19 protein-coding genes are annotated in these 22,877 nt (G+C 53.3%); 16 read left to right on the forward strand and 3 right to left on the reverse strand.

Features of this window, described 5'->3' with window-relative positions; translation table 11 throughout:
• Nucleotides 1-224: 224 nt before the first annotated feature.
• A complete protein-coding gene (locus tag Q5Y71_RS06590; protein WP_301414996.1) occupies nt 225-821 on the reverse strand; it encodes a Yip1 family protein in 597 nt (198 codons plus the stop codon).
• 382 nt (nt 822-1,203) lie between these two features.
• The gene (locus Q5Y71_RS06595; protein ID WP_306041027.1) at nt 1,204-2,274 is read right to left on the reverse strand and encodes a branched-chain amino acid aminotransferase; all 1,071 of its coding nucleotides are present in this window, start codon (nt 2,272-2,274) and stop codon (nt 1,204-1,206) included.
• Nucleotides 2,275-2,880: 606 nt separating this feature from the next.
• Here Q5Y71_RS06595 and Q5Y71_RS06600 point away from each other — a divergent pair.
• A complete protein-coding gene (locus tag Q5Y71_RS06600) occupies nt 2,881-4,176 on the forward strand; it encodes an energy transducer TonB (protein ID WP_306041028.1) in 1,296 nt (431 codons plus the stop codon).
• Nucleotides 4,177-4,510: 334 nt separating this feature from the next.
• On the opposite strand, the gene Q5Y71_RS06605 is transcribed toward Q5Y71_RS06600, so the two are convergent.
• Nucleotides 4,511-4,801: a hypothetical protein gene (locus Q5Y71_RS06605; RefSeq protein WP_306041029.1), complete on the reverse strand. Its 291-nt coding sequence runs from the start codon at nt 4,799-4,801 to the stop codon at nt 4,511-4,513.
• A gap of 1 nt (nt 4,802) precedes the next feature.
• On the opposite strand from Q5Y71_RS06605, the gene Q5Y71_RS06610 reads away from it, so the two are divergent.
• The 15 genes from Q5Y71_RS06610 to Q5Y71_RS06680 all read left to right on the forward strand — a co-directional run bounded on the left by Q5Y71_RS06610 (nt 4,803) and on the right by Q5Y71_RS06680 (nt 22,623).
• The gene (locus Q5Y71_RS06610; protein WP_306041030.1) at nt 4,803-5,480 is read left to right on the forward strand and encodes a hypothetical protein; all 678 of its coding nucleotides are present in this window, start codon (nt 4,803-4,805) and stop codon (nt 5,478-5,480) included.
• A gap of 16 nt (nt 5,481-5,496) precedes the next feature.
• Entirely contained in the window at nt 5,497-6,726 is a 1,230-nt protein-coding gene (locus tag Q5Y71_RS06615; RefSeq protein WP_306041031.1) for a hypothetical protein, read from the forward strand.
• Nucleotides 6,727-6,941: 215 nt separating this feature from the next.
• Nucleotides 6,942-8,495: a hypothetical protein gene (locus tag Q5Y71_RS06620; RefSeq protein ID WP_306041032.1), complete on the forward strand. Its 1,554-nt coding sequence runs from the start codon at nt 6,942-6,944 to the stop codon at nt 8,493-8,495.
• Nucleotides 8,496-8,775: 280 nt separating this feature from the next.
• On the forward strand, nt 8,776-10,866 hold the full coding sequence (locus tag Q5Y71_RS06625; RefSeq protein ID WP_306041033.1) for an SUMF1/EgtB/PvdO family nonheme iron enzyme: 2,091 nt from the start codon (nt 8,776-8,778) through the stop codon (nt 10,864-10,866).
• A 9-nt stretch (nt 10,867-10,875) separates the two neighbouring features.
• Nucleotides 10,876-11,088 (forward strand): hypothetical protein, encoded by a 213-nt coding sequence (locus tag Q5Y71_RS06630; protein ID WP_306041034.1) that lies wholly within the window; start codon nt 10,876-10,878, stop codon nt 11,086-11,088.
• A 23-nt stretch (nt 11,089-11,111) separates the two neighbouring features.
• Nucleotides 11,112-11,906, forward strand: coding sequence for a MotA/TolQ/ExbB proton channel family protein (locus Q5Y71_RS06635; RefSeq protein WP_301415004.1), 795 nt, complete (start codon nt 11,112-11,114; stop codon nt 11,904-11,906).
• 50 nt (nt 11,907-11,956) lie between these two features.
• The gene (locus Q5Y71_RS06640) at nt 11,957-13,261 is read left to right on the forward strand and encodes a hypothetical protein (RefSeq protein WP_306041035.1); all 1,305 of its coding nucleotides are present in this window, start codon (nt 11,957-11,959) and stop codon (nt 13,259-13,261) included.
• Nucleotides 13,251-14,333, forward strand: coding sequence for a VWA domain-containing protein (locus tag Q5Y71_RS06645; RefSeq protein WP_306041036.1), 1,083 nt, complete (start codon nt 13,251-13,253; stop codon nt 14,331-14,333). Before Q5Y71_RS06640 ends, Q5Y71_RS06645 begins: the two co-directional genes overlap by 11 nt.
• Complete coding sequence (locus tag Q5Y71_RS06650) at nt 14,330-15,334, forward strand: VWA domain-containing protein (RefSeq protein ID WP_306041037.1); 1,005 nt, start codon at nt 14,330-14,332, stop codon at nt 15,332-15,334. Before Q5Y71_RS06645 ends, Q5Y71_RS06650 begins: the two co-directional genes overlap by 4 nt.
• A gap of 23 nt (nt 15,335-15,357) precedes the next feature.
• A complete protein-coding gene (locus Q5Y71_RS06655) occupies nt 15,358-16,026 on the forward strand; it encodes a hypothetical protein (RefSeq protein ID WP_306041039.1) in 669 nt (222 codons plus the stop codon).
• 12 nt (nt 16,027-16,038) lie between these two features.
• Complete coding sequence (locus Q5Y71_RS06660) at nt 16,039-16,701, forward strand: hypothetical protein (protein ID WP_306041040.1); 663 nt, start codon at nt 16,039-16,041, stop codon at nt 16,699-16,701.
• Between the two features lie 181 nt (nt 16,702-16,882).
• Nucleotides 16,883-18,343 (forward strand): M48 family metalloprotease, encoded by a 1,461-nt coding sequence (locus Q5Y71_RS06665; RefSeq protein WP_306041041.1) that lies wholly within the window; start codon nt 16,883-16,885, stop codon nt 18,341-18,343.
• Nucleotides 18,344-18,445: 102 nt separating this feature from the next.
• Entirely contained in the window at nt 18,446-20,077 is a 1,632-nt protein-coding gene (locus Q5Y71_RS06670) for a long-chain-fatty-acid--CoA ligase (RefSeq protein WP_306041042.1), read from the forward strand.
• Nucleotides 20,078-20,272: 195 nt separating this feature from the next.
• Nucleotides 20,273-21,370, forward strand: coding sequence for a glycerophosphodiester phosphodiesterase (gene glpQ, locus Q5Y71_RS06675; protein ID WP_306041043.1), 1,098 nt, complete (start codon nt 20,273-20,275; stop codon nt 21,368-21,370).
• Nucleotides 21,371-22,077: 707 nt separating this feature from the next.
• Nucleotides 22,078-22,623: a serine O-acetyltransferase gene (locus tag Q5Y71_RS06680; protein WP_306041044.1), complete on the forward strand. Its 546-nt coding sequence runs from the start codon at nt 22,078-22,080 to the stop codon at nt 22,621-22,623.
• The last annotated feature ends 254 nt before the right edge of the window (nt 22,624-22,877 follow it).

Below are 22,877 nucleotides of genomic sequence, written 5' to 3' on the forward strand. Positions count from 1 at the left end.
TGTCCCTGCAAAGTAGAAAAACCTTAACTCCCTCAGATTCTGAAACCTCAAGCCTTGTGTTATATCAGGTCGCCCTGCTAATCGAAATGCATAGCCACCGCTTCATTTTGTATTGTTATTACGGACGCACCATAGGTAACCTTCATTAACCGGGCCCTATAGAGAAACATAATTTTATGTTCAGATGCCGGGGGCAGCCTGCGCGAACCACTCCCGGTGCAGGATTAATAAAAGACCGGTGCAGAGACATAGCTCCAAAACAGCACGGTACCCACCATGATCAGCACGGCAACCACCAAAGAAACCGTGACTATGGCACTGGCAAAGAGAAAACCCCGCTCCTCGGAAACACCCATCACTATCGGGATACCGAGATACAGCAGATAAACCGCGTAGGCTACGGCCACTGTGGCCAAGAGAATATCCAGCCACAGTAGTGGATAGACACCGGCAATACCGGCAAGGAAGATCGGCGTCGCGGTAAATCCGGCAACAACCACGCCTTTCATTGGGTGGGTTTCTGCTCCGTAGGTTTTGGCCATCCAGTGGATAAAGTAGCCAATTGCGACAACCGCCAGAACCATGGTGCAGTAGAAAACCGCGACCAGCTCAAGGGCGCTCTGACCAGTAATCTTTACCGGGTCACCACCACCGATGCTCCAGCCAATTTTGGTTGTGCCAAAATACCAAGCCACCGCTGGCAACAGGGCCAGCAGAATCACGTAGGGTATTTGCCGACGTAAATTTTTCTCGGATAAATTGCCAATAAGTTGCCACTGCCTGCGCGGCTGCATCATAAGGCCGAACATATGGATCAACATCCCGTCTTCCTCACGCTCTGTAAGGAACCCTGAGTGCGACCTAGCCGCTCAAATTGATCCTGGAACCACTGGTCAAAATGAGAGATACCACTAAAAGGTCATCCTCCAAGTTCCAGCTCGTTTCTTCTAGTACCAGGCTAGTTGTAGAATCCTCAGTCGTTGAAGTCAACAGCAAGAAGGGGATTGGCGGGAATATCCATAATGACGTTTCCCCTCGAAACAATAAGTGACATTCAAGTGCTACGAATTAACCCGGTACGATAGTGACAATACCGGGTAAATCACTGAAACCACATTCCTGGAAGATTGTCACAGGGCTTTTGCGCGAATCCTCTGTTCCCAAAACCTCTGGCTGCTTACCCGGGGTAGGGTGTAGCCAGCTTCAGATATTTGTGATGGCCCCCAGCAGCTGCATCCAGCCATAGCGATCCTCAGCCCGCCCCTCCTGGATATCCAACAGCGCCTGGCGCAAACTCTGGGCGACAGGTCCTGGCGCCTTTGATAAGCGGTAACTGCCACCTGCATCTCCTATCACACTGATGGAGCTGACGATCGCAGCGGTACCACAGGCAAATGCCTCTGAGCAGACACCGGAAGCCACCTGCTTCAGTAGTTCATTGATATGGATCTCTCCCTCTACCACCTGATAGCCGTGGTCTCTGGCCAGTTCGATCAGGGATGCCCGCGTCACTCCCTCCAAAATGGAGCCGTTGAGTGCCGGGGTATAAAGTACCTCTCCCATTACAGCAAAGAAGTTCATACCGGAGAGTTCATCCACGCTGCTGCGGTTGGCAGGATTGAGCCACAGGGATTGATCGTAACCGCGTTCCCGGAGGCGCCCAGTACTCAGCAGGGAAGCCGCATAGTTGCCGCCGACTTTTGCGTCTCCAGTACCGCCCACTGCAGCCCTGGTGTCATCGCGTTCCACCCAGAGGCGCATATTACCAGCGTGGTAGGCCTCCGATGGACTGGCGATCACGTAGAACATATAAGAGGCACTGGCCGATACCGTCAGGTCGGCCTGTGTGCCCATCAGGAAAGGGCGCAGATAGAGGGACTCACCACTGTTAGCAGGCACAAGATTTGCGCAATACAAAGCCACTGTGCGCACCCCATCGAGAAACAGGGATTCAGGCACGGGGGACATGCACAGGCGCTTGGCGGAGTATGCCATGCGGGCAGCGTTTTTTTCCGGGCGAAACAGAGCGACTTCGTCATCCGGGGTACGGTACGCCTTCAATCCCTCGAAGCACGATTGACCATAGTGCAGCACTTTAGCCGCGGGATCCAAAGATAGCGCAGTATAGGGAACCAGTTCGCCTCTGCTCCAGCAGCCATCCTGGCAGACAGCACGAAACATCACAGGTGCTATAACGCGCCCAAAACCCAGTTTTCCGGGCATTTCGTACTGGCGCAGACGCGATACGGCATCAGGATCAATATAAATGCTCACCAAAATCCTCCTCTTACTCCAATTGGCGGATTATGGTACCTGAGGTGCTGTAATCCAAATGCAGTTTTCAATAGTCCCCAAATCACTGCCATTCTCTCACAATCAACCAGACTAAACGCTCTTTTTCCTCCCGCTGCGCCTCATAATCACGATCGATCCCGCAACCGGAAGCAAGCGCCATCTGCGCGTGCAGAAGAAAATTTGAATCCTTCTACGCAAACTTTTGGCATCTGCTTGCTGAGCCCCGGGACTCTTTGCCCCTCCAAACTGCTAAACCAAAAGGGTGACCCAAAGCATATTGGTATTGCGACGGTTGGTTGAAGTCTCCGTCACGGTACCTCTGATGACAGTTTATGCTGGCTATACTGTTTAATACTCGGCCAGAAAAGCGTATATCAGCGTCAGGGAGCGTTTTAACTGAAGGCCTTTCAGAGCGAGCAATCGCCGGCACTCAGGATTGGATGGAACCATATTTCAGGAGAGAGCTTCCGCCATATTGATGCCGGTCAGGCCGGCAGGCGGAAACGAGGACACATACCCGCGCAATAGCACAGGTGCAATTCGCAGGTGTGGGTAAAGCAAATATGGAACGGAAGTGGTTCAATTGTGACACAGACAGATACCGGCAACTCCCTCGCTATCGGCTTGATGTTTACAGCCACAGCATTGCTGAGTAGCAATGCTCTCGCGACAAGTGGCACCCCTGTGCACCCGGATACCGCCCCTCCCCAGGCGTTTATCGAAGCTGCCTCCAAGCCTCTAAAGAAAAAACAGCGACAGCTGCGGCCCTCTGAAGCCGTGCAGAATTATCGCGAACGCATCGAGGAGCTGGAGGCCCAGCACGGCGCCTATGGCGCTGGCATTGACGAACAACTGCTGGGGCTGGCCACAGCTTTGCAAAAGGCCGGAGCACACCGCGAGGCTGCCGGGGAATTCCGGCGGGCAATGTTGGTCAACCGGGTTAATGAAGGGCTTTTCTCACTCAACCAGATTCCAATGATTGAACGCTTGATCGAAAGCCAGATCGCAATGAATCAGTGGGATGAGGCCAATGACAACCAGCAATACCTCTACTGGTTGTACGAGAAGAATTACGGCGAAAAAGACCCGCGCATGTTGCCGGCAATTGACAACTTGAGCCGTTGGCACCTGCAGGCCTTTAAGGAGGAAAAAGGCGATACAGTGGTTGAGCACCTGATCAGCGCCACCAAACTGTATACCCTGGCAGTGGATATCATCAGCAAAAACTTTGGCTCTGCGGACCTTCGCCTGGTGGATGCGCTTCGCGGACTGACAGCCACGAACTATTACCTGGCCACCTACAAAGGCGAACCACAAGCGCCCGTGATTATCAACACCAGTTTCAGGCATATCGGCCCCGGCGTGTACCAGAATACCAAATTGGATCAGTACCGGGCGAAAGGGTTTAATACCGGCAAAAAAGCCATTACCCGAATTGTCGATGTCTACCAAAAAAATCCGCAGTCCCCGCCGGCAGCCTCGGCGAAAGCCAAAGTGGAACTGGGTGACTGGTATATGATGTTCAACAAATGGCACTCGGCGCGCAAGACTTATGGCGAAGCCTACCAGGCCCTGTGGGACAACGGCGCCTCCAATGATGAGATCAAGGCTATTTTTGGCCGCCCGGTCGCTCTACCGGCACTGCCGATATTGGACTCGGAAAGCAAAGCGCTGGCCAATGCCCATATTACGGTTACCTATGACGTTACCGCCTTTGGCAAAGCGCGCAATATCAAAATTCTGAGAGCCTACCCGCCGGGCAAACTGCACACCGGTTCCAAGGTTCGCAACATTTTAAAACGCGCCAAGTTCCGCCCGCGCTTTGAAGATGGCGAGGCGGTGGAAACTCGCGGCATAGTACAGCGCTTTGTCTTCGACTGAAGATTTTGCTTTACAGCACTCCGATATTTGTGTGGAAATCGTATTTACCATGCAATAAGGGTTATTTTTAAGATTCCACACTGAGGCATGTCGGGTTGGCACTACTGATCAGTTTTCACCGCCAACCCCTTTGCCCCGGTACATCACCGGGCAATCTAAGGAGAGTAGAGATGACATCTCGGGAAGCGGTCAGCAAAAGCCACCGCCGGGTCACAGGCTGGCACACCCTGTGCTCTGCCGTTCTAATGGCCTCAGCGATTGCCGGGTGCAAAAGCCAGCAGACACAATCCCAGCCTCCGGCAGTGCCGTCGATGCCCTCGGCCAGTTCCCCCGCTCAGCCACAATCCCAGAGCAGCCCGCCATCTACTAGCCGCTCACAAAGTCCCAGCCAACCCCAAACAGCAGGCAGCGGCCAATCGCGCAGCAGTTCTTCCAGCCAGCCAGGCGCCAGGCCACCAGCAGCGGAGAAAAGATCCCGTCGCGACACGCAAACAGCCGCCAATAGCGACGAACAGTCATCACAGGCGCGCCCGCCTGAGGACAATTTACCCACATCAGACTCACGCAGTCGCTCCCGCTCTTCACCGGTGTACAGCGATTCCGACCAGACGCCACAAGATCGCACAATGCCGCCGGATCCCTCCTCAGGTGAACAGGGCCCCCCGCCTGAAGACATTGATTTTTCCGAAGAGGAGCAATCAGCCGCCTCCGCCAACACCGCATCCAGCAGTTCTGCCAGCACCTCCGCTTCCAGTAGCAGTGCCAAATCGGGGCAGCCACCGGCGGGCGCTGCCCGCCCGGACAGTGCCCCCAACGAGATACCCACCTCGGCTGCAGATCGGGTTGCAGAACTGGAGGGACGTTTCGAGTCCACGATGGTGAGCTACGACGGCATGATCCTCCGCGAGCGGGACTATGTCCGTAACAAGCCTGGTTCCACCTCCGCCGAGGCTGGTGAAGAAACGATGGATGAACCCCCCACGGGCGAATCCCTGGAAGATCTTATAGAGTCCGCCGAAGCCGAAATTCCCGCACCACCAGGTGGCAGCAACTCTGCGGACGTCGGGCCGCAGCAGAATAACTCCAGTGGTCAGATTACCGGGCCCGGCCTGCCGACCTCTGGCCGTCAGGGGGATTACAATCACAGCAACACACAGGCGGTGATACCCGCCGACATCCCCAATGGTACCGATGACGATGTGGTAGCGCGCCAGATTCGCGAGGCCGCCACGCGCGAAACCGATCCCGAGTTGCGGGAAAAACTCTGGGAGGAGTATCGGAAATACAAAAGTGCCACGAAATAGCACTTGAGGAAAACGAATGTTATTTTTCAAGAGAATCGGCCTCAGTGGCCAGCTGCATTCGAAGTGCTTCGATACCTGGCTGGTTGTTTTTCTGGTTTTCTCTGTGCTCTCAGGTTGTACCACTACCGAAGTGCGAACCACCGCGTTTACCCCTCTGACCATTGAAGATGAAAACATCGCCGAAGAGCGCCTACTAGATGTAGGGGTTATTCAATTTAATCCCGGCCTCGACAGTGCCGAAGCCGGGGAGGATACGCTTGTTTTTCCCGAATTGCGTCAGGCTGAATCCCGATATATGGCGGTAACCCTGGCATATTCACTCCAGTCCAGTTTGGGCTGGGGGGCTGTGCGGGTTATTCCCTCCGCCCGCACCAATATTGACGTCACTGTCTCAGGGCGTATTTTGCAGTCCGATGGAGAAACACTGTCTGTGGAGATCACGGTGACCGACTCCCGCGGCCAGCGCTGGTTCACCAAGGCCTACTCCGAAGCCGCCTCTCACTACGCTTATGACCGCAAGCACCCCACCGAAGGCGACGCCTTCCAGGGCATCTACAATCGTATCGCCAATGACATGCTCGCTTACCGGCAAAAACTGTCAAACCGGCAGATCGCCGAACTTCGCACAATTTCAGAGATGCGTTTCGCCCGCAGCTTTTCTCCAGAGGCTTTCAACCGCTATTTACGCCAAAGGCAAGATGGTATCTACTACCTGAGCGCCCTGCCCGCGGAAAATGATCCAATGCTCGAACGTGTGCGTAAAATCAGGAAGCGGGATCATCTATTTGTAGATACCCTTCAAGAATATTACGGAACTTTTGCAAAAACCATGGAGGCTCCCTATCAGGAATGGCGCGCTAGAAGCTATGAGGAGGTGCGGGAAATGCGCGAATTAAAGCGCAAGGCCCGCAACCACACGCTTATTGGCGCTGCCGCTATTATCGGCGGCATTGCCGCGGCCGGCTCAGGAGCCGGTAGTGCCCGGGCCGCGGGCCAGGTTGGGCTAGGTGCGGGAGGCTATCTGATCAAAAGTGCATTCGACCGCCGCGCGGATGCCAAAATGCACTTGGAGGCCCTACAGGAACTGGGGGATTCCATGGAGGCCGAGGTAGAGCCACAAATCGTTGAACTCGAGGATCGCACAGTAACCCTCACCGGTTCCGTAGAGAACCAATACAGACAGTGGCGAGAAATTTTGAAGGAAATCTACAACGCGGAAACCGGCTCATCGACTTCCAGTATCTAGAGACAAATAGGATATCTTTACAAATCAGATCTCAACAAAGCCGGCAAGCGGGTAGACCGACTGCCAACTATGCCACTGCCTGCCCTGAGAGACAGGCGCTGCAGTGTGGAGCCGCTTGTCTTGCTGAGGTGCAACACGCCACCACACTAGCCCGGCCACCTTTTCAAAGCACCCGAAATTTTCACTGGAGACATCAATAACACGGCGGAACCACTATGCAGCCCCGCAACAACTCCAAGGAAGATTCAGCCCCCATTGAACCCGCCGAATTCACCTTTGGCGGTGAGAGAGCGCACAGACCCGAAAACCCAATCGAAAGCGTTGACAATAACCAGCGGAGGCGATCTCACTGGCCAACAGCCATCGGCGTTGTATTGCTTTGTGCCTTAGTTGGTGTCTTTTGGGGATTGCCCAGAGTGGTAGACAAGCCGCAATTACGCCTGGGGGATACAGACAAGATTTCTGTAAAGGCCGGCGGACCCATCAAATCCAGTCAGGCTTCCCCATACAGCGATGCGGAGATTATGCAGCAGCGCCGAAACGTACAGGAGACGCTACAGGATATTCTCGCCCTCAAGGAAGAATTGCTGGAGCGGCGGGTGGAAGTATGGGCTCTCGAGGAATTCACTGCGGCTGAGGGTCTGGCGCTAGAGGCAGACGGAATTTACCGCAACCGGCAATTCCTGCAAGCGCTGGAAAAGTACAGGGAAGCCCTGCAGGCTCTGCAATCACTGCGTGAGAGTATCCCCGATCGCCTGGAAAAACATATCACTGAAGGAAACCAGGCTCTGGAAAAGGGCAATCGGGCGGCCGCAGTCGCCGCATTTCAACTGGTGCTGACTATTTCTGAGCACCACCCCAGAGGGTTAAAGGGGCTTGAGCGTGCAGATCGATTACCTCTGGCTTGGTGGAACTTTATTCATGGCAAAGCGGCTTATCTGGAAGGAAATCTGGATCTGGCAAAAAATACCTTGCAAAAAGCGCTCTCCGTCGACACCGAAACGGCGCCGGCAAAAGTGTTACTGAAAAAAGTTCTACAGGAAATTACTGAGCGGAATTATCAGGATGCCATGTCGGCAGGGTACGCCGCGATCGCGGGCAAGCGTTATGCCTCTGCAAAAAAATACTTTACGCAGGCACAGAAACTGAAACCGGATGCCAAAGCACCGGGCATCGGCCTGACCCAGGCCCACAGTGGTGTCGAGAGAGACGAAATTGATCGGTTATTTCGCCAGGCCCGTAAAGAGGAGAACAGAGAGGCTTGGCATGCGGCTTTACTCAGTTATACCACTCTTGTTAAAAAAGATGCCAGCCTGGTCGCTGCAATCACCGGAAAGGCCCGCGCCACTGCCAGAGCCCAACTCGATGACAAACTGCAGGATCTTCTCAAGGACCCCCTGACTCTGGGTGAACAAAAGCGCAATTCCCTGGCCCGACAGGTACTTGCAGATGCACGCACACTCAACGCACAGACACCGCGCTTACAACAGCAAATCAAGGATCTTGAGCATGCACTCACACAGGCAATGATTCCATTACCCGTACGCTTTAAGTCCGATAGCAGTACTCACGTCACTATTTATCATGTAGGCAGACTGGGCATCTTTGATAGGCGCGAAATTGCACTCAAACCCGGCCGCTATACGGCTGTAGGGACCCGTGAAGGCTATAGGGATGTGCGGCGCGAATTTATTGTTGTACCTGGTAAACCCGTCACAGAAATTGTCATCCAGTGTGCGGATAAAATAAACGGCGTCAATAACAGCTAGAAACAAGAACCCCACCCATGGCTATCGTTCTAAAAAATGACGATATTGTTGGGTAGTGGCACCGGAATGGAAATGGTTGCCCGTTGCCGCGAAATGAAGGATTTTGTGACAAACAACCTGTCAGGTCCACTATCTGCAGTGCCTGCGAGCTAAGCTTTGTTGCACACCGCAAGGCATCCACCCCTGTTTTCGCGACACCGGAGTATCCGTTTCGGCACAGGCGTACGACGCCAGAGCATTTGCGATAAGTCCATAAGTGCGCAGCCATAGGGAAGCAAACATGGCAGTGAAAGAGGCAGTACCTGTCCGCGATGTTGAATCTGCGCTCGATGATTCCCCCTTCATCGAACCGATCGGTTTTACGCCGGTACAGCTGAACACCACCCGCGCCCGCCTATTGCTCTCCAAGCGCGCCCTGGTTGTGTCGTCCTGTCTGGTACTGGGTCTACTCGCGCTCGTTTACCTGGTCAGTGCACGGTCTCTGATCTTCGATACCAAACCCGCCAATGCAAACGTCAGCATTAGTGGCCTTGCGCTTCCTCTGGGTGATGGCCATCTGGTATTGCCGGGCAGTTATCGCTATACCATCAGCGCCGAGGGTTATCTGCCTAAAAGTGGAGAGGTAGAGGTCACTGGCGATGGACACAGCCGCCACAGCGTAACCCTGGAAAAATTACCGGGTCGGCTGCAGGTGGAAAGTGATCCCGCGGTACCGATCAGAGTACTCATCAATGGTCATGAACTGCCCAATGAAAATGGGCTGGTAGAAAAAATTCCTGCCGGGATCATGCAAGTGACCGTGCTGTCTGATCGCTACCTGCCATTTACCCAGGAAATCGATATTGAGGGATTGGGCAATACCTATCGCCTGCAGGCAAAACTCCGCCCCGCCTGGGCCAATATACACATCAGCAGTAATCCTATCGGAGCCACAGTCACAGTCAAAGGGACCGTTCTCGGCACCACACCACTTACCGCTGAACTAATCGAGGGCAATCAAACGGTCTCTGTCTCACTTCCAGATCACAAGACAGTGGATATTCCCGTGGCGGTCACAGCCGGTGTGGATCAGACCCTGGCCACAGTACACCTGGGCCCGGCTGACGGGCTGCTGCGGGTCGTCACGGTTCCTGAGGGTGCCGGAGTCACTGTCAATGGCAAATTTCGCGGACACACACCCTTAAAACTGGAACTGCCGTCAGGGGAAATACATCGTCTGCGTTTTTTCAAGGACGGCTATAACTCGATCGAACACACCATTGACCTGGGTGCCGGTATGGAGCGCGATCTCAGTATCAATCTGAATGCGATCTATGGCAGAGTGCGTATAACCAGTGTCCCCGTCGATGCCGAGGTATATATCGATGGACAGTATGCAGGGATGAGTGGCCAGACGTTTAACCTCCCCGCCAGAAATCACAGTATCGTCGTGCGCAAGGAGGGTTACGCAGCGTTTGATACCAATATTATACCCAGTGCCAAACTGCAGCAGACTGTGCGTGCGGTCCTCCTCACTTCCGAGCAGGTACGCTGGGAGAAGGTGCCGTCGGAGTTTCGCCACGGCGCGGGCGGAACCATGAAACTGATGCGTCCCAATACCGTGTTTACCATGGGCTCTTCCCGCCGTGAACAGGGTCGCCGTGCCAATGAGGTCATGCGCAAAGTATCCCTCACCCGCCCTTTCTATATAGGCACGACGGAAGTTACCAACCGCGAGTACCGCCAATACAAACGTATGCACAGCTCGAGCCATGTCAGCGGCGTGAGCCTGGATAACGATAACCTGCCTGTTGTCAATGTCAGTTGGGCCGATGCCGCTCTTTTCTGCAACTGGCTGAGTCTGCGTGACGGTTTAACGCCGGTTTACCTGGCCGGGCAGGGACGGGTTATTGGATTTGACTCTGCGGCAAACGGCTACCGCCTGCCTACGGAAGCAGAGTGGGCCTGGCTGGCGCGCTATGACAACGGCACCATGCGCAAATACCCTTGGGGCGATACGCTTCCAGTCAGAGATAACTCCGGAAATTATGCCGACAGCCATGCGGCAAAACTGCTGCCAACCGTCATGCGCACATACAGCGACCGCTATTCGGCAACAGCCCCCGTCGCCAGCTACAGCGCCAATTCCCTGGGCATTCACGACTTGGGGGGCAATGTATCAGAGTGGATACACGATCTCTACACCATCGGTACAGGCCTCTCGACACGCCATGAAGAGGACCCTACGGGTCCGCAGGATGGTGATTACCATGTGATTCGCGGCTCCAGCTGGCGCCATTCCGGGCTGACAGAATTGCGCCTGTCTTACCGAGACTACGGAGAGACACCGCGCAATGATATCGGATTCAGAATAGCGCGCTGGATAGACTAGGAGGGTCATATGTTCCGCAACAATCTTATTCTTATCCTGTTCCTTTCACTGCCCCTTTTTGCCCAGGATAAACAGGACGCTGAAAAGGCATCGGACAATACCGTTGTACAACGAAAAACCGAGGTAGAGAAGAATAAAAATGCAGGGAAGCGCTCTGACGAATACAAGGCCTCAGAAGAAATTTCCGAGGACCTCTCGGTTTCCTATCCCGTGGATATATAGAAACGATTTACAAGAGTACAACCATGAACTTCAAGTCATCAGAGTTTGTTTTCCAACTATTCGCATTACTGGCTTCCATCATTCTTGTCCACGCGATCTATGTTGCCATTATCCGTCCCAATGCCGATGCATTAATCGAAGAGCAGTTAGCGCGTGAAGCTGCTGGTGAGACCTACGTGCAACAGCGCTCAATCTATATTGTGATGCGCGACTACGAACAGGAAGCCTGTTTTGTGCTGATGCTCTGGGCGATGGCGATTATGGTACTGAAGGCCCAGCGCAGTATACGTGAACGGAAATTACTCGACAAAGCGCTGCTGAATATCAGCGAGGGTACATCAATATTACCCGAGGACACCCGTGACCTCTCCCGTCCGATACAGGCACTTCCCGAAAGTGAGCGCAGCTTTCTTGTCCCCAGAGCCCTTCTCACCGCTCTGCAGCGGTTCGGATCAACACAAAATGTGGCGGCCGTTTCCAACTCAGTCAAAGAAGTTTGTGAAACTGAAGGTGACCGGCTCGATTCTGAACTGGCGATGGTCCGCTACATTACCTGGGCCATTCCCTCGATTGGCTTTATCGGCACTGTAAGGGGAATCGGCGAAGCACTTTCGCAGGCACACAAAGCTGTAGAAGGCGACATTGCCGGCGTTACCGTAAGCCTTGGCGTTGCCTTTAACTCCACGTTCATCGCTTTGGTGATCAGTATTGTCATTATGTTTTTTACCCACCAGTTGCAACTGATGCAGGAAAGACTGGTTTTGGACACGCAAAACTATTGTGACAACCGCCTGCTGAGATTTTTAAAAATCAGTTGACTGTTCACCAAACATCAGATTTTTTGGGTAGCCGCTGCGAGAGATAATCCATGGAACAAGGTGTCCTCGAAATAAATGACTGTGGTTTGAGGGTTTTCTCCGGTACTGTGGAAGTGCTGGAAAGCCCAGGTATTGCAGTGATTGAACCGCGCAGTATCCACGTAGGTACCGCGGCTCAAATGCGCGCACGCAGCCACCCCACACAGGTCAACAACCAGTTCTGGCACCGGTTGAGTCTTGAATCATTGAAATCCGAGAACCTGCGCTGTCGCCATCATGCGGATCTTGCCTACTGCCACCTGAAGGAGATCTGCGAACTTTGCGATATGCCCGACGAATTGGTTGTCGCCGTGCCCGGGAACTTTACCCGCGAGCAACTCGCACTGCTGCTCGGCGTGCTCAAGGAGAGCGGCATTCATACCGTCGGCCTGGTCGACGCCGCCACCGCCTGTACGGGAAACCTCTCCCCCACCGGTGTTCAGCTTCATGTCGAATTACAACTGCACCAGACTCTGGTGTCCCGCATTGAGGTGAATCAGCGGGCAACCGTCACGGCTGCGGAAGCCATCGCTGATGCCGGCTTGCATCATTTCCAGGAAGCCTGGGTACGCGTATTTACCGATGCGTTTATTATGCAATGCCGCTTTGATCCACTGCATTCCGCCGGATCTGAACAACAGCTCTACGATTTGATGCCGCAATGGGTAAATCGTGCTATGCAGCAGGGAGAAGTGCTAGCAGAGCTGGATGACCGCACGGCAAAAGCCACCCTCCGACAGCTGCAGGATGCCACTACCCCAATACTTTCACGAGTGCGGGCAATGATCGAAAACCTTGAGGAAAGCACCAGCGTGAAATTTATTTCACACCGCTGGGCAGAAATCCCCGGAGGCATCCAACTGGCGCAACGCATGTATCTCCTGCCCAGGGATTGCATCGCACAGTCCATCAACAGGCGTTGGAAGGAACTGCACAGTGACACCCCAGCGCTGCGTCTGACCAATAGTGTCAGTGCCCTGCCGGAAAGCGAGGTCACCGTGCAGGTGGATTGCCCATCTGAGACAGGGGCAACACATCTTCTGTACGGACATCGCGCGCTCGCTGCACACCAACCCCTCTTCGTCTTCTGGCACGAGGATAAATTTCAGGTGACTCCCACTCCACCTGAGCACCCCGCCGCAACCGTTACCAATCACGCTGGCAGGCTGGCGCTGCGGGTGGACGCCGGTGTGTGCCTGATGCTCAACGGAGAGGAGATTACAGCGCCGATCAATCTAAATGCCGGCGACAGAATTGGGATTGCGGACAGGCACGATGCGATAACCGCAATCAGTGTGGAGCACTATGAGACGTAAACAGCGTCGTTTTTCCACCTTCAGCCTCTCTTTTCTCGACATCATGTCCTGTGGTTTTGGTGCCGTGGCACTGATTTTCCTAATCATCAAGCATGGCTCTGATCACGAAATTGAAATCGAAGCCGAGAACCTGAGTGCCGAAGTCAATCTGCTGCAGGAAGAAGTTGAATTTGGCCGGGAACACCTGGTGCAAGCGCGCAATACCCTGGATACGGCCAGCGACGAGTTGGCCCAGGCACAGGGTCTCTCCCGCCGGATACTGGCGCACATAGAAGAGGTAAAAGGCAATATCGCCGAAGTCGACAGTGTCGACGAACAGGAAGACATCAAAAGGCTGCGAGACAAGCTGAAAAAGCTGGAGCAGGCCAAGAAAAATCTCGAGGAGGAAAACAAAAAGCTCGGCAATAATGTACGCAAGTATATCGGCGATGGCGATCGCCAGTACCTCACCGGTCTGCGCCTGGGGGGTAACCGCATTCTTATTCTACTGGATGCATCCGCCTCCATGCTGGGAGACGAACTGATAAAAATCATCCGCGCCCGAAATATGTCATCAAGGATCAAACGCCAAACCGAGAAATGGCGCAGGGCAGTCAATACGGTTTCCTGGCTAACGGCACAATTACCGCCGGATAGCCGGTACCAGATCTATACTTTCAATACAGCATTTCGCGCCGCTATCGCCGGCACGGAAGACCGCTGGCTCAATGTGGATGATCGCGACCAGCTGGATCAGGCCATCAAAGAGCTGGATGAGATAGTACCTGAAGACGGCACCAGCCTGGAAAGAGTTTTCAACGCCATTCACGCCATGACGCCTCTGCCGGATAATATCATTCTGATTACCGATGGTTTGCCCACCCAGGGAATGAAGCCACCTAGGGGCAGCACCATTTCCGGTAGAAACAGGCGCAATCTGTTCAAAAGCGCCGTCAAGGTGCTGCCCAAGAATATTCCCGTCAACATCATCCTGGCGCCCATGGAGGGAGATCCCTTCGCCGCCAGCGAATTCTGGAAACTGGCCATGCAGACTCAGGGCTCCTTTCTGGCCCCGTCGAGGGACTGGCCATGATAGGTTCAAGAAAAAAAAAGCGACAGGAAGAGTTCAGTATTTCCTTTCTCGATGTGATCTGCTGCGGATTCGGCGCCATCGTGCTGCTGTTGATGATCGCCAAAACTGCCGAACCCATTGTTCTGGAAGAGGTTGAGCTAGACCTGGAGGCTCAGGTCATTGAATTGCAGCAACAATTGATGGAAATCCGCGGGGAAACCACAGTGCTCAACCGCGATCTCAATGCCAAGCGCGAACAGATCGATATTGAGCGCAAGCGTATTGCCAACCTGCGCGGAGAACTGGAAGCACTGAAGGCAGTGTATGCCAGCAAAACTGAAGGCCAGCACGAGGAGGGCAGGCTGAAAGGCGAGCTGACCATCGCCCTGCAGACCATGACCGAGGAAATGCGTCGGTTACTCGGGGAAAACTACCAGCGTAAAAATAATGTCATCGGCGGAATTCCGGTAGACAGTGAATACATTCTTTTCATCATTGATACCTCGGGCAGTATGTTTAATTACGGCTGGGAACGCATGATGGAGGAAATGGTCAACACGCTGGACCTCTATCCCGAGGTCAAAGGTATCCAGATAATGAACGACATGGGCGACTACATGTTTTTCAATTACCGCAACAAGTGGATTCCGGATACTCCCGGTCGCCGCCAGGCTATCCTCAAGCGCCTCAAGAGCTGGAACCCGTTCAGTAACTCCAGCCCGGTGGAAGGCATTCAAAAAGCGGTGCGAAGTTTTTACGACCCCAGCAAGAAAATCAGCATTTATGTGTTGGGTGATGAATTCACCGGCAAGTCTATTCGCAATGTCATGATGGCTGTAGAGCGGGTAAATGCACGACATGGTGAAGGCAAACGCAATATCCGCATTCATGCGGTGGGGTTTCCAATACAGTTTTCCCGCCCGCCCCATTTGCAAACCACCGGACTTCGGTTTGCAGCCCTGATGCGGGAGCTCACTTACCGCAATGGCGGTACCTTTGTAGGGCTGAACGATTTCCGCTAGCTAACAGATAGTTGGAGAAGTTTATGAAGCACAGGATAAAGTGGAATTTCCCTGCCCCCCTGGTGGCAATGGCCGGTCTTTTGCTGCTGATGGCATCCTGCTCCCATACAGTACAGGTGGCGGATGATTACCCTACACCCGTAGGGGAACAAATCCCGCTTTCCGTGGGTATTTATCTCAGTGAGGACTTCAAGAATTACACCTATCGCGAAGACAGTGAAGATCGCGAGGAATGGAATATCAATACCGGCAGGGCACAGAAGAATCTGTTTGAAACGGTGCTCGGCTCCATGTTCTCCAATACTATTTCCCTGTCCCAGTTTCCGCAAAAAGTGCCCGCAAATGTTGAGATAGTCATAGTACCCGAAGTGCGGGAACTTCAATTTACTATGCCGCGGGAAACCAGGGTGAATATCTTCGAGGTGTGGATAAAATACGATATCAATGCCTATGACCCTCAGGGAGAGCAGCTCGCCAACTGGGTGATTACCGCCTATGGGAAAACCCCCACCGCCTTTCTGAAAACCCAGGAGCAAGCTTTGGCCCAGGCAATCAATATTGCCTTGCGTGACGCGGGAGCAACACTCTATACGGGTTTCGAGAAAGTGCCTGAACTGCGGGCATTTCTTTCCGGAAAGCTCAGATCCGCGTCCCTGCAGGAGTTCAAAGTGAAATCCAGTAAGATGGAATAGAGGGAGTATGTCGTGCTCAAACCAGTATTTATGACTACGCTGATTTTCCTAAGTGGTTGCACCACGATCGTTATCGATGAGTACCGGCGCAGTGACGGCGAACTTGCCATGGGTGACTCGGTTGTCATCCTGGGGCGCCGCCATTCCAGCGACTACGAAACAGAGCCCGACCTGATCTCCTGTGTCGGCAGCGAGCTGCACAACCCCGCATTGGGGGTCAATATTATTCCGGAAAAGGAATTTGTAGACATTATGTACCCCTGGTTTGAGCCGCGCACGGCGCCCATGCATGTGCGCTCGTTGGATCGCCTGCTGGAAAACGCAGGCGTGCGCGAGCGCATGGAGGCATATGGGGTGAAATATATAGTCTGGATAGACGGCTCTACCGAGACAACAGCCAGTGCCGGCTCCATCAGTTGTACCATCAGTACTGGCGGCGCGGGCTGTTTTGGTTTCGGTACTTGGGACAAGGAATCCGATTACGAGGCTTCTATCTGGGATTTTCGCGACCGGGAATTGTCTGGAAAATTAAGTGCGGATGCCAAGGGAACCTCCTATATGCCCGCCATTGTTATCCCGATTCCCCTGATTGCCAGAGTCAAAAACAATGCCTGTAAAGGGATGGCGGCACAACTGCAACAGTTCCTGGTACCATCGGGTGGTGCCAGTTCATAAACAGTATCGATCGGGAAAAAGCAAACCACTGGCACGATACATTCGGTACCGGGGGGAAGGTACTACCACCAGCCACTGACCGGTGCTCCTCCTTGAACTGCCGCAAGGATTGTACGCCAGGACACAGAGCCCAATAAATGTTGATCATCGAATCAATAAATACGCAGGGAGGTATAAGCCAATGAACCATCTTTACCAGCTGTTTGCCATTACGCTGATGTTAATCACTGCAGGATGTGCATTTAACCCGGCCACGAACCGACCGGACCTGGTATTCATGTCTGAGGACAAGGAGATCGCCATCGGCAAGGAGATGCACGAAAAACTGATTGAAAGCACCCCGATTTATCACGACCCCGTCCTCACGGCGTATGTCAACCATGTGGGGCAAAAAGTGGCCGCAGCCAGCGACAGGCCCGAGATCAAGTACCATTTCACCATTATCGATAGCCAGGATATCAATGCCTTTGCCCTACCCGGAGGCTATATTTATATTAACCGGGGCCTGCTGACCTATCTGCATTCTGAAGCCGAGATGGCGGCTGTCCTCGCCCATGAAATCGGCCATATCACCGCACGCCACGCAGTGCGCCAGAAAACGGCAGCCACCGGGGCCAATGTGGCATCGGTGCTTTCGGTACTGGTCACCGGCAGCGGTGTGGTCGGCGACGTGACCAACTTGTGGTCCACTGCCGCAGTAAAAGGGTACGGGCGTGAGATGGAGCTGGAAGCCGATCGGTTTGGCGCCCAGTATATGTTCAATGCAGGCTATGACCCCCAAGCCATGATGAATGTCATCGGCCTGCTAAAAGACCAGGAGACCTTTGCCCGGCGCCGTGCCCGCATAGAGGGCAAGAAACAACAGACCTACCACGGCGTCTTCTCCACCCACCCCCGCAACGATATCCGCCTGCAGGAAGTGATAAAAGCGGCCGGCAAATTACCTGAAGCGGATAGTGCCACCAAAGTGGCCTATTATCGGGAGAAAACCGATGGTCTGGTCTATGGAGACAACGCAAGGCAGTCGAAAAAAAACCGTTTTAATCACAAACGCCTGGGTTTTTCCCTCCTGTTTCCCGATGGCTGGACAGTGATAAATCAGCGCTCCGAAATTATTGGTACTGCCCCGGACAACCAGGCAACGATTACCATCAAGGTGGCCCAGCGCAATGGCAACCAGCCTGCGGATATGGCGCTTCGGGAGGAGTACGGTATACGCAAACTGGAACAGGATGAAAAGTTGGCACAATATAGGCTTGTGGGCCACACAGGGAAAATACCCGTTGCAGAAAAAGGGAATCACGCACCCGATAGAGTTGCAGTCATTTACTATGGGAGTCGACAGTTTATGCTGGAAGGCAAGGTGGCTGATCCGGCAACTCAGAACAAAGAATCCCTCGATGGCTACGACAACCTGTTTTTGACCAGCATTCGCAGCTTCCGCCCCCTGCGCAAAACGGATATGGTGAAAAAAGAAGTCAAGCGCCTGCGCTATGTAAAGGCAAATAAAAAAACCACTTTTTCCTCGCTGGCCAAGCATATGGAAATCGGTGATTACGCAGAGGAACAGCTGCGACTTTTAAATGGATACTACCCTCGCGGAGAACCCAAACCCGGCGAGTGGATCAAGATTGTGCAGTAATTGCCCCGGTTACCCGCATCTACACCAGGCAGCTGTTCTGCACCAGATCGCCTGCCCCGTTGACGCACAGGTCGCAACAAACACAATAATAGGAGGTCGGTGATGGACGGCTTGATGATGCAGTCACAACTCACTCTCACAGGGATTATTCACCAGGCACTGGGCAATGCACCAAACAGTGAAATCGTCTCGGTCACCGCTGACAATCCGAGACATCGCTGCACCTACCGGCAGGCTTTTGCACGTGCGGGCCAACTCGCCAGTGCACTGGCTGAACTCGGTGCAGTCAGTGGAGATCGTATCGGTACTCTAGCATGGAATGACCACCGGCATTTCGAACTCTACTATGCGACTTCCTGCAGCGGCCTCGTCTGCCATACCATTAACCCGCGTCTCTTCCCCGAGCAGATCGGCTATATTATCCAACACGCCGAAGACCGCTGGCTTTTTATCGACCCAGTCTTTGTACCACTTGTACAGGCCATGGCGGAAACACTCAGCGCGGTTGAAGGCATTATCGTCCTGACCGACAGAGTACATATGCCCGCAGATTTGCCACCGGGCTATTTCTGCTATGAAGAACTGCTCTCTTCCGGGTCGAGCGGATACCAGTGGCCGGATTTGTGCGAGGATAGCGCAGCAGCCCTCTGCTATACCTCAGGCACCACGGGTAAACCCAAGGGCGTGCTCTATTCCCACCGCGCGATGACCCTGCATACCTACGGTGTGCTGATGCCGGATGCCTTTGCCATCCGGCACAACGAAGCCATTCTTCCGGTCGTACCCATGTTCCACGTCAACGCCTGGGCCATCCCCTATGCGGCACCGGCAGTGGGCGCCAAACTGGTGCTGCCCGGCCCCAGGATGGGGTGCGGACAAACCCTGAGCAAACTGATACAGCAGGAGTCGGTGTCTATTGCCGCGGGTGTTCCCACCGTCTGGCTGGCGCTGCTCAAATACCTGCGCGAAAGTGGCGAAACCATTCCCAGCCTCAATCGCGTGGTGGTCGGCGGTTCCGCCTGCCCCTGGAGCATCATGGAGGAGTTCGAGCAGAAACACGGGGTCTACACCCACCACGCCTGGGGTATGACCGAGATGAGCCCGCTCGGCACCTACAACGCACGAGTAGCGGAGACAGTTCCACCAGAGGAAGCCAAAAACCTGCGCCTGAAACAGGGGCAGGCGGGGCTCGGCGTGGAGATGCGGATTCTCGATCCCCAGGGCAGCCCCCTGCCCCACAACGGCCGTGCCTTCGGTACCCTGCAGGTCCGCGGCCCCTGGGTCTGCGAACGCTATTACAAGGCGGAAACATCAGCTCTCAGCGCGGATGGCTGGTTTGATACCGGCGATGTCGCCACCATAGACCCCCTCGGTTACCTGACCATTACCGACCGTACCAAGGATGTCATCAAGTCCGGTGGCGAATGGATTTCCTCAATCGAACTGGAAAACTTCGCCATGACCCTGGACGGTGTCGCAGAGGCGGCGGTGATCGGTTTACCCCATGAAAAATGGGCGGAGCGCCCACTACTGGTGGTCGTACCCGAAGCGGGCGCCAGCCTCACCCCGGATACCCTCCTCGGCGCCTTCCAGAACCAGTTCGCCAAGTGGTGGATTCCCGATGACTGCGTAATCGCCGGTGCACTGCCCCACACAGCCACGGGCAAAATCAGTAAGAAAGCACTGCGGCAACAGTTTACAGAACACCTGTGGCCCAGGGAAGAAACCGTGTGATCAGCCAGCCAAATGCCTAGCCAGACCTGCAGCCGGGAAGTGCCTGAAAACCTGCCTGGTTGCAGGGAAAGCAGTCACCGGGCCCCACAGCCGGTTCAACCGGTCTCCGCCTTACACTGCGCGCCCTGCCCTGATATATTCCTGTCATATTCTTTTGCTAGAAAGGCTTGCATACCACTATGGGACGGCCTTGAAATGTTCAAAAAAACTCTACCTGTTTTACTCCTGTTTTTTTCCATGGCAGCGGGGCTCACTTGTGCAGAGAGCACGGAAAGTGGCGCCAAACACACCCTGGTGATTGCGCACCGCGGTGCATCGGCCTATTTGCCGGAACACACACTGGAGGCCAAATCCCTGGCCTACGTCATGCGCCCGGATTATATCGAGCAGGACCTGGTGCTCAGCAAGGATAATCACCTGATTGTCATGCATGACATCACCCTGGACAGCACCACGGATGTTGCCGAAGTATTCCCCGACCGCGCCCGGGAAGATGGCCACTTCTACACCATTGACTTCACCCTGGATGAGTTAAAAAAACTGCGGGTTAGCGAGGCTTTTGTTATGCGGGAGGATGGCCCCAAAGCCAGGTATCCGCATCGGTTTCCTGTGTGGAAATCCAGTTTCCAGCTCTCTACATTCGAGGAGGAAATCGAACTGATACAGGGGCTGAATAAATCCCTCGGCTACGATATCGGCATCTACCCGGAAATTAAGAAACCCTATTTCCACCATTGGGAGGGCAGGGATATTGCTGCCATTGCGCTGGATACACTCAAGCAATACGGATATACCAGCGGACAACAAAAAGTGTTCCTGCAGTGCTTCGACGCCGAGGAATTACAGCGCATCAAGCTTGAACTGATGCCGGCTCTCGCTATGGATCTGCCTCTGGTGCAGCTGATTGCTGAAACAAACTGGGGGGAAAAACGGATTGAAATTGACGGTACCATCCAACATTATGATTATGACTGGATGCTGGAGCCGGGCGGGTTGCGCAAGATCGCCACTTATGCAGACGGGATCGGCCCCTGGTACCCGATGCTGATGGAATTCAAGAACGGCCAGCCACGTGCAAACAATGTCGTGCGCCGCGCGCACCGCAGGCAGCTGCAGGTACATCCCTACACCTTCCGCGCCGATCCGGAAAAACTCCCGGAGGCGTTTGAGAACTTCAACCAGTTTTTATACTTCGCTGTAACCCAACTGCACGTCGATGGCCTCTTTACTGACCACCCGGATAAAGTAGTGAATTATCTGTCCAGCGTGCGCGGACGATCCCATACCAGGTAAGAGCCATCGGGAAAAGGGGGATTCCAGCTCGCCAATCCTACATCACCGTACTTGCAGGTCTGTAGACGGCAGTTTATTTAAATAGGCCATTCGAATAGTGAAATTCCATCCAGATATCCCTTACCCAACAAATCTTGAATGCCCCGGGAACAGTTTGCTGTTACCCTGATGTGTGGAAAATGGCTTCGCCAGCTGCTCGGGAGCTGAATTCATTGTCGCCTAAAGCTTCACATTGATTGAATTCATTGCAAAAAGGGATTACGGTAAATTTGCTGCTATAGCGCCTAGGCGCCTCACCGGCGCAGTCATAGAATTATACATGGATAAAAAATACCGCAACGATCATCGTTCAGCCCGCAAAGCGCCCTGTAACGACGGCGCTCGCGGGCATTACTACAAAAGCCAAACCAGGATTACACCATGACCGTAGGTGCTAGGCGTAAGCGCCACCCCCCGGTGCAGCAACACCGAGAAATGGCTAACCCCAACTCCAGATGTCTAGCGAGACTGTCTTGGATGATACGCCACACATTCGCCCGTCTTCAATAAATGCCTCCCTGAAGGCGCATTTTATGGGTCACTCCCGCCCCCCGACGACGAAGTCGTCATGCAGAGCATATACAAGTACAGGCGAGCTACAAGGTAAACTACGCCCATGTTATGACCATTATGTGCATCTACAATTGACCAGGCTAAAAGCACTAAAGATGTATACTTTCAAAGAATATGTAATTTATGAAGTTTTAAAACAAAAACATAAATTTTCTTGGATAAAAGCTCTAAAAAGAATACAAAATAACAGGGAAGCCAACTATATATTTTGGTATCGTGCAGCATATGTTTTATATCGGAAAAATAATTTTTTAGCAGATAAACTAGCCAAAAGAATAAACAAAAGAATAAGATTCAAGTATTGCTGCGACATTCATAGAGAAAGCAGCATAGATATTGGATTTTGTATTGGGCATTTGTCTGGAATAGTTATCAATCCCAAGACAAAGATTGGTAAAAATTGTAAAATTCGACAAAATACGACCATTGGAACGGTAAATGATGCAAGCTCAGAAGGTGTTGTAATCGGTGATAATGTCAACATTGGAGCAAATAGCTGCATCATTGGTGATGGCGTACGCATTGGCGATAATGTTACATTAGGGGCAATGAGCTTCGTAAATAAGGATATAGAGTCCAATACAACTTACATCACAAAAAAAGAATCAATAAAAAAGCAAAAACAGACAGCGTGCACATGACAAAGATTCCAGCGCATGCCTTTAGCACTTTGGCAAGATCACAGATAAGCAGGCTTGACTTATTATGGGTTGCTTGAGCAGCAGACCAAGAACAATCAGATGTGATCGATCGCGAAATACGTTATTTATGAGGCAGCAAAACGATTTGCTCGCCGCATAAGAAAATTGCCGTTGTTGCCGGAAACTAGGCTAGCCCGAATTTTGCACCACGTCAGATACAAAAACGACGGAAGGCCTGAGAGTGTAAATAATTC

The organism is Microbulbifer sp. 2205BS26-8, assembly GCF_030731025.1.
GTDB lineage: Bacteria > Pseudomonadota > Gammaproteobacteria > Pseudomonadales > Cellvibrionaceae > Microbulbifer > Microbulbifer spongiae.

Bases quoted from the DNA above. Each gene is read 5' to 3' on its own strand.
- Q5Y71_RS06590 (WP_301414996.1), bottom strand. From the start codon at position 821: ATGTTGATCCATATGTTCGGCCTTATGATGCAGCCGCGCAGGCAGTGG.
- Q5Y71_RS06610 (WP_306041030.1), top strand. From the start codon at position 4,803: ATGCCGCCGGATCCCTCCTCAGGTGAACAGGGCCCCCCGCCTGAAGAC.
- Q5Y71_RS06615 (WP_306041031.1), top strand. From the start codon at position 5,497: ATGTTATTTTTCAAGAGAATCGGCCTCAGTGGCCAGCTGCATTCGAAG.
- Q5Y71_RS06620 (WP_306041032.1), top strand. From the start codon at position 6,942: ATGCAGCCCCGCAACAACTCCAAGGAAGATTCAGCCCCCATTGAACCC.
- Q5Y71_RS06625 (WP_306041033.1), top strand. From the start codon at position 8,776: ATGGCAGTGAAAGAGGCAGTACCTGTCCGCGATGTTGAATCTGCGCTC.
- Q5Y71_RS06630 (WP_306041034.1), top strand. From the start codon at position 10,876: ATGTTCCGCAACAATCTTATTCTTATCCTGTTCCTTTCACTGCCCCTT.
- Q5Y71_RS06635 (WP_301415004.1), top strand. From the start codon at position 11,112: ATGAACTTCAAGTCATCAGAGTTTGTTTTCCAACTATTCGCATTACTG.
- Q5Y71_RS06640 (WP_306041035.1), top strand. From the start codon at position 11,957: ATGGAACAAGGTGTCCTCGAAATAAATGACTGTGGTTTGAGGGTTTTC.
- Q5Y71_RS06645 (WP_306041036.1), top strand. From the start codon at position 13,251: ATGAGACGTAAACAGCGTCGTTTTTCCACCTTCAGCCTCTCTTTTCTC.
- Q5Y71_RS06650 (WP_306041037.1), top strand. From the start codon at position 14,330: ATGATAGGTTCAAGAAAAAAAAAGCGACAGGAAGAGTTCAGTATTTCC.
- Q5Y71_RS06655 (WP_306041039.1), top strand. From the start codon at position 15,358: ATGAAGCACAGGATAAAGTGGAATTTCCCTGCCCCCCTGGTGGCAATG.
- Q5Y71_RS06665 (WP_306041041.1), top strand. From the start codon at position 16,883: ATGAACCATCTTTACCAGCTGTTTGCCATTACGCTGATGTTAATCACT.
- Q5Y71_RS06670 (WP_306041042.1), top strand. From the start codon at position 18,446: ATGGACGGCTTGATGATGCAGTCACAACTCACTCTCACAGGGATTATT.
- glpQ (WP_306041043.1), top strand. From the start codon at position 20,273: ATGTTCAAAAAAACTCTACCTGTTTTACTCCTGTTTTTTTCCATGGCA.
- Q5Y71_RS06680 (WP_306041044.1), top strand. From the start codon at position 22,078: ATGTATACTTTCAAAGAATATGTAATTTATGAAGTTTTAAAACAAAAA.